The organism is Bdellovibrionales bacterium (genome assembly GCA_016714165.1).
In the GTDB taxonomy this organism is placed as follows: domain Bacteria; phylum Bdellovibrionota; class Bdellovibrionia; order Bdellovibrionales; family UBA1609; genus JADJVA01.
In genome coordinates, this window is the sequence record JADJNU010000002.1 from 593,128 (window position 1) to 606,435 (window position 13,308).

The 13,308-nt window shown below is 47.2% G+C and carries 13 protein-coding genes, 1 tRNA gene and 1 pseudogene; 7 read left to right on the forward strand and 8 right to left on the reverse strand.

The features are described from left to right. Position 1: 1 nt before the first annotated feature. The 4 genes from IPJ71_14055 to gcvT form a co-directional block, all read right to left on the reverse strand. Positions 2 to 1,036 carry an alpha/beta fold hydrolase gene (locus IPJ71_14055; GenBank protein MBK7844788.1) on the reverse strand — a complete coding sequence of 345 codons (1,035 nt, stop codon included), beginning with the start codon at positions 1,034 to 1,036 and terminating at the stop codon, positions 2 to 4. Between the two features lie 61 nt (positions 1,037 to 1,097). Continuing rightward, a tRNA-Leu gene (locus IPJ71_14060) sits at positions 1,098 to 1,182 on the reverse strand. A 25-nt stretch (positions 1,183 to 1,207) separates the two neighbouring features. After that, positions 1,208 to 1,597 carry a glycine cleavage system protein GcvH gene (gene gcvH / locus IPJ71_14065; GenBank protein MBK7844789.1) on the reverse strand — a complete coding sequence of 130 codons (390 nt, stop codon included), beginning with the start codon at positions 1,595 to 1,597 and terminating at the stop codon, positions 1,208 to 1,210. Between the two features lie 31 nt (positions 1,598 to 1,628). Continuing rightward, complete coding sequence (gene gcvT / locus IPJ71_14070; protein ID MBK7844790.1) at positions 1,629 to 2,726, reverse strand: glycine cleavage system aminomethyltransferase GcvT; 1,098 nt, start codon at positions 2,724 to 2,726, stop codon at positions 1,629 to 1,631. Between the two features lie 185 nt (positions 2,727 to 2,911). Between gcvT and IPJ71_14075 the strand changes: the two genes are divergently transcribed. Beyond that, complete coding sequence (locus IPJ71_14075; protein ID MBK7844791.1) at positions 2,912 to 5,458, forward strand: hypothetical protein; 2,547 nt, start codon at positions 2,912 to 2,914, stop codon at positions 5,456 to 5,458. A gap of 4 nt (positions 5,459 to 5,462) precedes the next feature. Here the strand turns inward: IPJ71_14075 and folD are convergent, their stop codons facing one another. Further along, on the reverse strand, positions 5,463 to 6,326 hold the full coding sequence (gene folD, locus IPJ71_14080; GenBank protein MBK7844792.1) for a bifunctional methylenetetrahydrofolate dehydrogenase/methenyltetrahydrofolate cyclohydrolase FolD: 864 nt from the start codon (positions 6,324 to 6,326) through the stop codon (positions 5,463 to 5,465). Between the two features lie 181 nt (positions 6,327 to 6,507). Here folD and IPJ71_14085 point away from each other — a divergent pair. From IPJ71_14085 to IPJ71_14110, 6 genes and pseudogenes are all read left to right on the forward strand, one after another. Beyond that, positions 6,508 to 6,693, forward strand: a pseudogene (locus tag IPJ71_14085) (hypothetical protein). A gap of 180 nt (positions 6,694 to 6,873) precedes the next feature. After that, positions 6,874 to 7,152: a Flp family type IVb pilin gene (locus tag IPJ71_14090; GenBank protein MBK7844793.1), complete on the forward strand. Its 279-nt coding sequence runs from the start codon at positions 6,874 to 6,876 to the stop codon at positions 7,150 to 7,152. Positions 7,153 to 7,310: 158 nt separating this feature from the next. Then, entirely contained in the window at positions 7,311 to 7,505 is a 195-nt protein-coding gene (locus IPJ71_14095) for a hypothetical protein (protein MBK7844794.1), read from the forward strand. Continuing rightward, entirely contained in the window at positions 7,502 to 8,206 is a 705-nt protein-coding gene (locus IPJ71_14100) for a hypothetical protein (GenBank protein MBK7844795.1), read from the forward strand. The genes IPJ71_14095 and IPJ71_14100 overlap by 4 nt, the downstream gene beginning before the upstream one ends. 118 nt (positions 8,207 to 8,324) lie before the next feature. Further along, positions 8,325 to 8,837: a hypothetical protein gene (locus IPJ71_14105; protein MBK7844796.1), complete on the forward strand. Its 513-nt coding sequence runs from the start codon at positions 8,325 to 8,327 to the stop codon at positions 8,835 to 8,837. Then, complete coding sequence (locus tag IPJ71_14110; protein ID MBK7844797.1) at positions 8,834 to 9,904, forward strand: hypothetical protein; 1,071 nt, start codon at positions 8,834 to 8,836, stop codon at positions 9,902 to 9,904. Before IPJ71_14105 ends, IPJ71_14110 begins: the two co-directional genes overlap by 4 nt. Before the next feature lie 51 nt (positions 9,905 to 9,955). On the opposite strand, the gene IPJ71_14115 is transcribed toward IPJ71_14110, so the two are convergent. From IPJ71_14115 to IPJ71_14125, 3 genes are read right to left on the reverse strand one after another with little or no spacing between them, the layout of a single operon-like run. Then, entirely contained in the window at positions 9,956 to 11,290 is a 1,335-nt protein-coding gene (locus tag IPJ71_14115) for an amidohydrolase family protein (protein ID MBK7844798.1), read from the reverse strand. A 58-nt stretch (positions 11,291 to 11,348) separates the two neighbouring features. Continuing rightward, positions 11,349 to 11,702, reverse strand: a complete 354-nt coding sequence (locus IPJ71_14120) for a hypothetical protein (GenBank protein MBK7844799.1) — start codon at positions 11,700 to 11,702, stop codon at positions 11,349 to 11,351. Continuing rightward, positions 11,692 to 13,260, reverse strand: coding sequence for a hypothetical protein (locus tag IPJ71_14125; protein MBK7844800.1), 1,569 nt, complete (start codon positions 13,258 to 13,260; stop codon positions 11,692 to 11,694). The genes IPJ71_14120 and IPJ71_14125 overlap by 11 nt, the downstream gene beginning before the upstream one ends. Positions 13,261 to 13,308: the final 48 nt, after the last annotated feature.

Here is a 13,308-nt window from a genome sequence, read left to right on the forward strand (position 1 = left end):
CTCACCTTTGATTCGCCCTAAAAAAATCGACGACTGCCTGAATCGCTCCATCCCGAATCAAGTCAGATTCCTGAAGCATTTCGTGCTTTGCATCCGAGAATAGCTGAATTCGACAGTTCTTTGCTTTGTCGCAAAAAGATTCGAGACCAGACGCGAGCACTAACTGGTCTCTTCCAGCCTGCAAGATCAAAATTGGCGTTTCGGCTTTCCCCGCATTCTCCAATACCTCTCGACTTCCCTGTAGCGCTTTTCGTACCCAGCGATTTGTCTGGCCAAAAATCTTCAGGTTCGGTTCAGATGCCAGAATATTTTGCCCGGCATCGTGCCGCAAACGACTTTGAGTTACAACGTTCTCTTCAAAGGAAATGGTATAAGGGTCGCGAGGCGGTTTTACATAGTCATTGTCACGACCTATCCAGGAATAAACCTGCAATACCAAATGAGCAAGCCACTTTGGCCATCCGTTCAAATTGATTTCAAACATAGGAGCAAGAAGCGCTGCCGCCTGAAATTCAGTTGGATACTCTTCAAGATACCTGGCAGAAACTGCAGCACCGAGGGAGTGAGCGACAAGAAACTTTGGCCCGTTCATATTCTCTGTCACGATTTTTTCCATGAATGAATGGAGATCGGTAACAAAATGGTCGAACTCATCAATCGTGGCTTTCTGTGGCTCGCTCAAAAGCCGCCCCGAATAACCTTGTCCGCGATGGTCGATGAGAAAAACCGAGTATCCGAGCTTGAAAAAATCATACGCGACTTCTGCGTACTTATCCATATTCTCACTATAGCCGTTCACGACGATGACAGATGCTATCGCCCTTGGATTGAGAAAAATCTTACATCTTATTTGAATTCCTTCTTGCCCTTTAAATTCACATGGAATCGAAGTATTTCTAAAAAATGGATTCACAAATGTCGCGATCTTTAGGGAGTACCCATCCTCCGGAATAGCTTCAGCTGAAAGAGAAAGAAGCGAGGCCACAATTAAGGCGAAAATAATTCTGTTGAAGAATCTGCAAGACCAATTGAGCACAGCTCTGGAATATAACCCTATTCCCCTTTTGCACTTCATATTATGCGAAGTTTATGTGAAGTGGTACCCGGGACAGGACTTGAACCTGCACACCTTTCGGCACTAGATCCTAAGTCTAGCGTGTCTGCCAATTTCACCACCGGGGCATATTATCCTTAAACATTCCGATCACTACTTGCTTATAAGCTTCCTATAATCGGGCGCTCGCATCAAATTGGCAAGCTCCTTCTCTGTGTCCATTTCGATTCGAACCATCCATCCCTCATTCATTGGATCGTCATTAATAGTTCCAGGCGCATCACCCAACGAAACATTGACCTCAATGACAGTCCCTGAAACAGGAGCGTATAGATCATTGGCAGCCTTCACGCTTTCAATCACTCCAAACGGCTCGCCCTGGGTTACTTTCGCACCTTCTTCAGGAAGCTCAACATAGACAATCTCACCCAACTGATCCTGAGCAAATTCTGTCACACCAACAGTGACCACATTTTCATCCACCTGAGCCCATTCATGTTCTTTAGTGTAATAGTTTTCTTCAGGAATCTGATAAGTTGCCATTTTTCTCCATCTCCCTTGCTTTTCTCAAAGCTCAAAATTTCAAAAGCACAAACGGTGTTTCAACAATGATAGCCTTTAACTTTCGACCCCTTATCTCTACCATTAAATCGGTTCCGATTTCCGCCAGGTCAGCCCTGACGTAACCCACTCCAATATTTTCATTGAGACTGGGTGAAACCGTTCCACTTGTTACCTTGCCGATTTCTTTATTGTCAAAAGAAAACAACCTGTAACCCTGTCGAGCTATACCACGATCCACCATTTTGAATCCAATGAGCTTAGATTTTAATCCTGAGGCCTTAACCGCACAAATTGGTTCTCTCCCAATAAAATCCTTCTTGTCAGGCTTTATAACCCATCCTAAACCTGCCTCATAAGGATTGGTCTGGTCGTCGATTTCATGCCCATACAAGGGATACTTCATCTCCGTGCGCAGAGTGTCCCGAGCCCCAAGGCCGATGGGAGCAACCCCAAGATCGCCACCCTTACTGAGTAAGCTGTCCCAAAGGGACGCAGTGTGAATTGAGGGTACAAAGATTTCAAAACCATCCTCTCCAGTATAACCTGTCCGTGCAATATAAATCTTGGAATCCAGAAATTCAGACTCAATAAACTCAAAATGAGGAATATCAAAGACCCCGGCGCCGAATATTCTCGAAGTCAGCTCTCTGGCCTTGGGGCCTTGCACTGCGATTTGGCCCCATTTTGAACTCTCATTGACAAGCTCAGCCCCACGATTATTTTCGACAATCCAGGCAAAATCCTTATCCGTATTAGAAGCATTGACACAAAGTAAATAATCTTCGTTCTTTTTTAAACAGTAAATGATGAGATCGTCGACGACACCGCCGACAAAATTTGTCAGCAAAGAGTATTGAGCCTGCCCCTTCTCAAGTCTTCCTACCCAATTGGAAGTCAGCCACTCGAGAGTTTCAAGGGCCTTTGGACCTCGAACTCTCACCTCACCCATGTGGGAAACATCAAACAGACCTAGATTTTGCCTTACATTCAGGTGTTCTTTGCGCAAGCCCGAATATTCGACTGGCATGCGCCAGCCAGCAAATTCTACCATCTTTCCGCCGAGCTCCTCATGGCGCTCACACAAGGGCGTTCGCTTTACTAAGGTCATACAACCCACCTCCCAAAAAAACTTAATCTGCCTCTCCAGAACTGACCTGTCAAAGAATAGGCCCTTTTCCGCACCTCGATGGCCCAAAAATGACAAATTAGGGCCTCAAGGGATTGCCAACTCTAAGGGATCACAGCCAAAAATTGGATTGCATTTTGCTTGTCATCTCCACAAGGAGGCTTCTCGTGAAGGGGTCAGATAGCCAACCGAAAAAATCTGAGAATAAAGGCTCGTGGGCCGGTTTTGCAAGTCCCTGGAATTTGGTGTTTTTTGCAATGCCGCTTCTGATGGGCTGTCAAGACACTTGGTACGGTGGAAAGAACAATATTCTCTCCATGCCATCAGATGATTCGCAACTCACTGGGGCCGCAAAAATTGTCGAAGACCCAGAATTTGGCGACTCAGAGCTCGTGCCGTACACTGGTTCTGGACATACATCGCAAATAAAAGAATTGCGCAGCAATATGAATCCGACCCTCTTTAGCCCAGAATTGAGTCGCCAGATAAGCAACGCAAGGGTTCTCGTTGCCTCTAAAAAGGACGGAAATCCGGAAAAGCTTCAAATTTCTGTGGGAATGCGCCCTCCGCACGGTGGCGTTTCTAGACAATTGGAATTTGAAGTTCCTCTTGAACGTCGTTCTGATGGTCATCTGGGTCACTCCTCCATCAAATCAAAGAGTCTCGAAGGCTCAGCAGATCAAGGGTATCTGATTGACGCAAATTGCAAAGATGACAACTGCTCCAAAGTAGAAGTCGTCTTAAAGCAAGAGACTGTCGGACCTCAAAAGAAACCAGAGGACAAACCCCAAATACAAGCTGAGACGGCTTTTCTATACTCAAAGGAGGAAACACAGGCCCGTGTTAAAATGCCTTCAAAACCAAAGGGAACTCCGGAGTCTTTGTCCAAGATCGATCTAGATAATCCAATCGCAGCGGTGCAAGAAAGTATCGAAGTTCTCGAGGGACCTTCTTTTGTCCGCGTGACGATACCTGGAAAGGATGCCGATCATGATATTGTAGACATCGAAGGGGAACTTCTGAGAACAACCGATCGCACTTCGGATTTGCAGAAGGCGACTATTGGAGACAATTCTTATGCGGGATCCTTAATTGGAAACGACGAAGAAGGCGATATCGCAGTTCGAATCACGATGTCACCCGACAGCAAAGATGGAATAAAAAGCGATTCTCAAACACAAAGCGGAAAGCCTGAGCCTCGCCCTTCCGACAACGGCACCACGGTTGAAAATGAAGAAGGAGATCTGACTATCTTTATTGAGAAGCCCAAAGGACGGCAAATTGTCCCTAGCAGAAGTGCTCCAACGACAGATAAGAGGCTTGATTCAAAAGAGCAACAGGGCGCCCTAAAACCTCATGAACAAAAACCTCATGAACAGGTAAAACCAAAGAATTCCGATCTCAAAGAGACGGTGCAACAAGGCGGATCCCAACGAGCTCGGCCTGTTAAACCTGCTCAACCTATTAAGCCCGTTCAGCCTATTAAACCTGTTCAACCTGTTAAGCCCGTTCAGCCTATTAAAAAACCTATTCAACCTGTTAAGCCTATTGCTGTTCAACCTGCTCAGCCTGTTAAATCTATTAAGCCTGGTCAAGATCAGACACCGAAAATCCAAAGCCCTCAGGCACCGCAACCAACACGTGAAACTCCCGCGGGCAAAAAGGCCATTTCACCACCGGTGCCGCCCGCATCTCCCGCATCGCCCAAAGTTCAAAATGACCAAAATGGCGAAGCGGATCTCCCTAAAAAACAACCTCATGCATTCCAAATCGTGGATAAAGATATCTGGGCAAGTTCTCCCTCCGCCGTCGTCCCCATTGATTTTTCCGATCCTAAGCTAAAAGGGGCGCAACAAATCACTCGCAATCTAGAAAACTTGAGAACAGATCCTAACATCATCAGGTTCATGTCCTATTGGACTCAAGAAAATAAATACCAGCGCTGCGGAAAGGGTCGCACATCAAATTTAAAACCAATCGCCACTCAATTTCTTCATCGATTAAAACCTCTTGTTCCCTTTACAACTCCCATCTTTCAAGCCCTTAATACCACGCCGGAGGTTATGTATATCAGTGCCCTGGAATCAAAGTATGCGGTAAACGATGGCTGGACAATAGAGTCTGCCAAATGTGGAAAAGGGCAAAGCTGTTCGACTGCGGCCGGCCCATATCAAATCACCGAGATTGCTGCGCGCTATTTGCGATCAGTTCGTGCGCAAGCCTTGAATTTTATCACTCTTCCCTTGAGCGCCTCACGCCAGGTAAGTCCAAACGATGATCGCTCCAAATTTTTACCCTCAACTTTTGCTATGGCCGCTTACGCCAAAGACATGATGGACTGGTTCCCAGAGCATCCCGAGTTATGGCCTTTGGGCTACACGGAGGGACAGGGTGGACTCGCTCTATCGATGAAGTGCTCTCAGGAGAAAACTCAAGCCGCACGAACATCTTGTCTGCGCTCCTCGATGGCAGGAAAGGCATTTAGAAACAGAGATCGCTACCGCTCCACGACGCTTGATGAAATCGTTCGTTTCAAAATGGCTCCATGTGATAAACTGGATTACGTTCTTATGTATCATGCTTTGAGATTTGTGGGTGCAAATCCCAGCCGCTTTGGCATGTCTCTGGAGGAAGCAAAAATACCAAAGCAACTTCCTCCTCTCTATCGACAAGGACAGAACAGCAAGAACCTTGTTCAAACAATGCTGAAATGAGGGACTAGGCCTGAGCGAGCTCTGCCAAACGCAGAGTGTTTTCCAGAAGCATAGTGATTGTCATTGGCCCAACTCCACCTGGCACGGGAGTAGCCGCTCTCGCCCATCCCTCAAGCTCTTCGTACCGAACGTCGCCGCACAGTTTTGATTTTCCATCCGGAAGGACTTGTCTATGAATCCCCACATCGATGATGACCGAATCCTTTTTAAAATCATCTTTTCCCAAAAACCTCGATTGACCCGCAGCTGCAACGACCAAATCAGCCTCACGAGTGTAAGATCTGAGATCTTTTGTTCGAGAATGGCAAATAGTCACTGTTGCATCGGCACACATGAGCAAATGCGCCATTGGCTTTCCGACAATATTACTTCGACCAATGACCACAGCCTCAATTCCTTTAAGAGAAATATGATAGTGTTCGAGAATTGCCATGACTCCGGCTGGGGTACAGGGAATAACGCGTGGCTGATTTGTCCACAAATACCCCATCGATTCTGCACGCAAGCCATCAACGTCCTTCTGAACATCCAAGCAAGCCATAATCTCGTATTCGCTGAGGTGCGGGGGCAAAGGGAGCTGGACCAAAATGACATGAATATTCTTCTGATCGTTCAGGCCCCGAATGAGGGACCTCACCTCGTCTGAGGAGACATTTTTCTTCAGGCGATATTCGAAAGACTGAATTCCCACTTCCTGACAAGATTTTATCTTGGATCCCACGTACACCTGACTGGCTGGATCGTCCCCAATTAAAATAACAGCAAGCCCAGGACGAATTCCGGTTCTTTGAAAAAAATCTGCAATTTTTACTTTTAAGGCTTCTCGCCTCGTTTCACTGACTATTTTTCCATCCAAACGAATCACGATCCACTCCCTGACCAGATGAAGCTATTTTTCTCGCATTTTTTGACCTTATAGGCTGAATCCTTCTTATTTCCAAAGGGAGAAACAAATTTTGAGGCAATCTGGCTAGTCCATTGACTCGCCACACAAACTCCTCTATTTATGGGGGTTAACAAGAGAATTTCATATTAGGAGGTCAGGTTACATGGCAGTTAGAGTTAAATTAACCGACGATGGCAGTTCAATTGACTTTCAAACTTCCGATACTCTCCCCTCCTCTCTAAAGAAATTTCGACGTAGCCCCGAAATTGAGGGATTCTACCGATTCATCTACGAGAACGATTTGCGTATCGAAACAGGTGACGTTTTAGATAGAATCATTGTTCGTCGATCCCAGGAGAGAAAATCAAAACGGAAGAAGAGCTAGATTTCTGAGTCTTAAATCCGAGATTTTTCACTTTTTCGGACACCTGGTTCCCCTTCCGACCTTAAACCTCTGCCCTTAATTAGATGCCTTTTTGCAAAGATTCTGACCAAGTTCGGCTAGAGCCGTATTTGGAGGAATTTTTTCATGCCGTTTAATCTGACAGACACAGGACGAGCCAACCAGGGCGGACAAAGTCTCATAGAATATCTCATCCTCGTGGCTCTTATGGGTATAGCAACTGTCGGGATTATTCGAACCCTCCAGGGCGCCCTCAATTCCCGTTATGCGTCCGTGATCCATTCTCTTCAAGGTACCAGTAAGCGCGCGGAAGCAGTGCCAATCAATGAATCAGATCTAAAGCGAAAGGATCTCGGTGATTTTATGAACGGAGCGGCCTCCCGCGACGGGAACAGCGAAAAGTGAACTGTTTAAGGAACAACCAAAAAGGCAACTCCCTCGTCGAAACGACCATCTTGCTGACCTTCATTTTCCCTTGCATCATCGCTGGCCTCTCGCTTGTTGGAGCAGCCGGAGCACGAGTTCTTGCGCAAAAATGTCTCTATGAAGGCCTTATCTGCATCATGGAAACTAAGAGAGCAAGCGAATGCAAGAGAATTGTCAAGCATCAGCTAAATCTCATCATTCCCTTTGGTTTTCTGAGTCGTCTTGTGCTCGAACAGAATGCCTATTCGATCAAAGGAGAGCTTCATTGGCAATGGAACAAACACTGGTCCATGAAAATTCATGATCTTCTCCCTCTCGAGCTGAAACCATGAAAAATTCTTTTCAAACAAATATCCTGAAGAACGAAAACGGAATGGCCCTGATTGTGCTGCTGGCTCTGATGCCAGCTCTCATCTTGCTATTTGTTGGATATTTCATCATTGGACATCAATCGCTCAGACAATCCAGAGCTCTTCACACCTGCCGAGTTGAAGGACTGAAGACGCAATTCACAGTTGCGACAACTCTAGGCATGCTCTTAAAATTAAATCCCCTGGCCCATCGACTTCGAATATCTAGAACAGCGACTCGCATCGCCTTGGCCGCCGCAATTCTCGGACCACCCCATGTGCTTATCGCTGCACAAAGGGCAGACAATTTGGTTGCAGCTAAGCAAGAAGCACTCCAGTTTCGCCAGCAATCGCTATTGAAATCTATGCAGACTCAGCTAAAAATTGGATATTTTGATCTACGGGCCAAGCTCCGCCACCTTGGAATGCAATCCATAGAAGGCATCCAACCTAAAATTGCGATTGCCGCCTTGCCTGCGGAATCCCTCACTCCAAATTACCATCCTTTACCCAACTTTACTGAGCTGAGCAAAATTCAGTTTCGTTGGAGCATCCCTGCCGCAGAGGATCCTTGGCTTGGAAAGAAATCAAAACTCTCTCAAAACTTCCTCAATTCGGCTTGTGCTGTAGGAATAAAGGAAAGGTTTAAAATGTGGAAACCATCTCTGATCGCGGTCAAATAATTATTGAAGCTCTCTGGGTTAGTCTTGTTCTCTTTACTCTCTTGCTCTTCCTGACCTATTTCAGTTCCAAAGTAGAAGAAGAACAGCGAAAAAGCCAATTCCATGTCTGGGAGAAAAGGTGATCACGCGGGCGAAAAGACTCGCAAACAGAATTCGCAAGTGGAGTCTAAAACGCCAGCTTGCCCTTTTGTTCTTGATCTCACTTCTTCCGGTCTTGTTGAGTCTAAATCATGAGACAAAATCAGAACAATTGGGAGATGGCATACTGGGTCCTCAGTCAATAGACACGCTCATTCCTTCCGGATTTGCATTGGTCCCGATTGAGGTACAAAACTCCGAATCACTGGATTCAATTCTTGGAAACAGGGGTGTTGTCAACTTATTGGCCCCCCCACATGAGGCTGGAAAAAAGAGCCGCCTCATCGCCCGCAGAGTCCCAATTCTCCGTGCTCCCCTTAATCCATCCCATTTTGCAGTTCTTGTGCCGGAATCAATCAGTCGGGACATCACCCAAGAACAAGGTCCCTTCTGGGTTGTCATTCAGAATCCAGCCGAAAGCGGAATGAGTTTTGAAAAACAAAAGTCCTCAAATCGACCAAACACAAAAATCATCGATGGAGGCATGGATTGAGAAGAATATTTTTATGCATTTCGATTGCCATTCACCCCATTCAAACCGTTCAAGCAGAAGCAGGGAAACCTGGAATTTTAGTCAAAGCAAGAGATGCTTCCTCCATTGGTTTTGAGGCCTACCTCTTTTCACAAGATAACTTATCGACTTATTCACGATGGAGCCTCGAAAGATATATTGACCCAGAAGTCATCAAGGCCATTCAAAGTGAAAGCGAAGAAATACTTCAAGGAGACAAAGTGAAACCCACACAGAGTCGAATTAGCATTTACAATGATTTGTTGTCGAGAGCCCAAAGTTACAATTGGCCTGTCAAAATAAGAAAACTAATCGCCAGAGTCTGGCTCTTTGCCTACCAGCTTGAACCATCTCTGCCAGAAAAACGAAATCACCTCAGACAGCTCGCCCTTTTCTTTCCCGACTTTAAACCCTCGGATAAGGAGTTTTTGCCTCAAAGCATTAAGGACTGGAAAGAAGAACTTGGCTCCAAACCATTTCTCGGGTGGCAGCCTGATTCAAAGTGGGATGAATTTAGATATTTAGTAATCAATGGCCAGGTTTACGACTTGTCCGAGAGAGCGACAATTCCCATTCCTGATCGTGCAGTTCGGATCACCGGTTTCTCTGATACTTTTATTCTATTTGATCGAATTCTAGAAGGACGAGACCTTTTCCATTTTTCTCCACCAAAAGAGTATTTAGTCAGCGGAGATTGCGAGTCGCCAATATATCATCCCCGTGCGGACCGCAGTTTGTTCAAAGTTTATTTTAGCGATCAATGTGTCAAACATGAAGGGCGTCAACCTGACAGCGCAAGTACAGGTATAGGTGGAGATACAAGTACAAGATCTAATAGCCTCTCTGATCCAGCCTGGCCAGCCTCATTGACCGACGATTTTTCAATCTCAAAAGAGGGATCTGAAATCAGAATTCCAAAATGGGCTTGGATGGTCGTTGGAACCATTGCGATCGGCCTCCTCGTTCGCTCCCAAGAGAGGGAGTCCTCTGCAGCTCACCAAGTTGATGCGAACAAAAAAGCGGAGCCTATTGTCCATCAAGGCTTCTGAATCCCATTGAACGTCACGATTTTTTGCCTGAGAGATCAGTGCTAAATAACACTAAATGAGATGAACGCCCCTAAAAACAACGGATGTCGGAATACCATCCGTAAACTGTGAAAAACAACCCGGCACCCAAGTCCCATCTGGATGTGAGTGGTACATGAGAGGATCTCCCAACAATTTGGGGATTTCCTCGTGAGAACTTTCCTCAATCGCCAGAAGCGTATTTTGAACTGAGGGCCTTTCAATGGGACTGTCGGAACCAAAGAAAAAAGGAATTCCCGCTTCCTGAAGAGCTCGCCAGGGAAATACATATGGATATAAGGGACCCAATTTCTTCCTCAGCCAATTGCGGTCGGATAACCAATGACAAGGCTGAAGGTGACATCTCACTGAATCGGCAGGCATTTGAGAGATTGTCTCAGGTCTGAGCATTTGCGCATGTTCAAGATGAAGTCTTCCTTTTATCCCCTTTTCCCAAACTCCCTGTGCCGCCAAAATCACACGATGAGCAGCCTCATCCCCAATTGTGTGAACCGCTAGATCGAAGCCTGACTCCCAAGCTAGATGCATGAAACCCTGGATATCCGATTTGTTCAAAAGTTCAAGTCCTCGACCCGATCCGGACTGATAATCGCGACTGAGCAAGGCCCCCTCGGAACCAAGAGCACCATCACAATAGATTTTAATACTCTGCGCACGCACCAGAGCCAAATTCTGTCGGCGGGCCCGGATAGCCAGGTTCAGGGCCGCTTCGAAATCATTCGGATTGTCCGCGGAAAATGTTTGCTCGACAGCGATTGTGAGAAGATCTGCCTCTGCCAAATGAACCACCTCGGTCCATTGCTCCTCAAAGCAAGACATGTCTCGAATATGAGTGACCCCTGCTCGGTTGAATTCTTGCATTCCCTTCAAAAGGAAACTCTTTACTTGCTGCCGATTAATTTGGGGAATCAATGCATCAACCAGGGATTTAGCCAAATCAATCAATATTCCCGTTGGGCTCCCGCTGCTATCCAAGACGATTCGGCCTCCGACCACTTGCGGTATACTGCCCTTTTCTCCTCCCTTCACATCCAGCATTCCTAGTCTTTGTAAGGCAACCGAATTGACCCAAACGGCATGACCGTCAGCTCGCGACAGGGCCACCGGAAAATCGGGAAATAGCTTATCGAGAGTACTGCGATGTGGAAATTCACCTTGTGACCAAAGATTATTGTCCCACCCAAATCCAACGAGCCACTCTCCGCGAAAATAACTTGGTTTTAGCGTTTCTCTGCTGAGATCCAAAGCTGATTTGAGATGATGGAGACGCCAACTCGTGGCTACCTGTCCTGTGGCCAACCAATGAACATGGCTATCATAGCAATTATTGACGAGACGATGTCCCATACAACTCCTCAAGAGTGGTAAGGGAACTTTATTTTAAGTTCAAGTCAACTCATGATGCCTAGCGGGTATTCCCACCACGAGGGTTTGTCGTTGGCGTGCCTGATGAGGGCAGCGATGAACCTCCACTGGTTGTTCCAGTGCCACCATAAACGGAGCTTCCATAACCACCGTACATGATCTGTTGCATCTGCATTTGAATTTGATAAAGCTCTATTTGCAGTCGCTGAACAGTTTGCATTCTCATCATTGCATCTTGTTGGGCCTGTTGCTGCTGAGCCATATAAATCCCCATATCCATGCCGCCCATCATGCCCATCATGCCCATCATGCCCATCATGCCCATCGCGCCGCCCATCATGCCCATGTTACCCATCATACCCATCATACCCATCATGCCCATGTTACCCATCATACCCATCATACCCCATCATACCCATCATGCCCATGTTGCCCATCATGCCGCCCATCATGCCCATGTTGCCCATCATGCCGCCCATCATGCCCATGTTGCCCATGTAACCCATCATGCCCATTGCGCCGCCCATCATGCCCATGTTACCCATCATACCCATCATACCCATCATGCCCATGTTGCCCATCATGCCGCCCATCATGCCCATGTTGCCCATCAGGCCCATCATGCCACCCATCATACCGCCCATCATGCCCATGTTGCCCATCAGGCCCATCATGCCACCCATCATACCCATGTTGCCCATCAGGCCCATCATGCCACCTGCCATACCCCAAGGGCCCATGCCGGGCATGTAAAGTCCCCCTCCAAAACCAAGACCCATCATACCCATGGGATATCCAAAAGGTCCTCCCATCCCACCATATAGACCCATGCCACCGTTCATGCCATACGGTCCCATTCCAAATCCGCCGCCTCCGATCCCACCCGCGCAAGCAAAAGCCCCGCCTCCGATGCCCCCACCAATGGCGCCATAAAGGCCATTCATCAAAAACGGATAGCCCATTGCTGCCGCTGCATAGGGCTGCGTTGGCCAACCCAGGCGCGAGTTCTGGTCGATCGCGTATTTGGCCCCCTTATAGGCGAGCACTCCACCGAGAACTGACATTCCAATGGAACCAATCGTCTCTAAAGTCGTGGGCGATCGCACTCTCCCTCGACGGCGTAACTCACATTCAGGGCAGTAAGCTTCGCTCCCATCATCGCCCTCGCCTATTCTGCTCTGGATCCTTTCTCGTTCGCTGTCTAGAGTCCGCTCAAACTCCTTCAAGTCTTGCTTCATCGAAGCAAGCTCGGCAGCCAATTCGTTAAATTCTTCAGAAGCTTCGTAATAATCTTGAATGGCCGCCTTGCAGTCCATTTTGTGCTCAGCCGTCGCAGAATTCTTAATAAATGGGCTGTTGCAAACCTCGGGGTCAACGGCGCCACCATCTTGGGCATAGTCTGGCCAGTGGCTAACATCACAAGAGGGACTCTCGAACCCTGCGATCTGACAGCTGGCGAGATCATTCTCTATATGGGTACAGAAAGTATTTTTTGAAGGATATGGATACCCTCCTCCCGATCCATTTCGTCCTATGCCCCTGGAACCACCGTTAATCAGCCATCTAGGCATACCAGGTGAACCATCTGTCACATTTCCAGGGCTACATTGACGGGCATAGCTATCGGCATTGCGCTCACGATCATCCATGTGCTCGATGACGGTTGATGCCTCGTTCGATTTGAGGACTCTGCGAATGTCTCTCTCAAAATTCTTTTTTTTCCGACGAAGATCAGCCTGTTTTTTCAATTTGCGATCGTATTCCCTTTTCTTTTGAGCGCGCATGCGTTTGAGATTTTGAATTCCATCGTCATCATCGATAGAGCCTTCTCCGGCCCCGTATTCGTAGGGGCAAGCCTGATTTCCGCCCCAAACTCCGGCCCCCCATTGAGCTCTTGCCACTCCCGAAATAAAGAAGCTCGCCATCAACAACGCGAGTAATAATCGTTTCATAAACCCAAACTCCCCACGATATTAAGGTACTTGACTCCAAACTTATCG

Bases quoted from the DNA above. Each gene is read 5' to 3' on its own strand.
- gcvH (MBK7844789.1), bottom strand. From the start codon at position 1,597: ATGGCAACTTATCAGATTCCTGAAGAAAACTATTACACTAAAGAACAT.
- gcvT (MBK7844790.1), bottom strand. From the start codon at position 2,726: ATGACCTTAGTAAAGCGAACGCCCTTGTGTGAGCGCCATGAGGAGCTC.
- IPJ71_14090 (MBK7844793.1), top strand. From the start codon at position 6,874: ATGCCGTTTAATCTGACAGACACAGGACGAGCCAACCAGGGCGGACAA.
- IPJ71_14095 (MBK7844794.1), top strand. From the start codon at position 7,311: ATGGAAACTAAGAGAGCAAGCGAATGCAAGAGAATTGTCAAGCATCAG.
- IPJ71_14100 (MBK7844795.1), top strand. From the start codon at position 7,502: ATGAAAAATTCTTTTCAAACAAATATCCTGAAGAACGAAAACGGAATG.
- IPJ71_14115 (MBK7844798.1), bottom strand. From the start codon at position 11,290: ATGGGACATCGTCTCGTCAATAATTGCTATGATAGCCATGTTCATTGG.
- IPJ71_14120 (MBK7844799.1), bottom strand. From the start codon at position 11,702: ATGATGGGTAACATGGGCATGATGGGTATGATGGGTATGATGGGTAAC.
- IPJ71_14125 (MBK7844800.1), bottom strand. From the start codon at position 13,260: ATGAAACGATTATTACTCGCGTTGTTGATGGCGAGCTTCTTTATTTCG.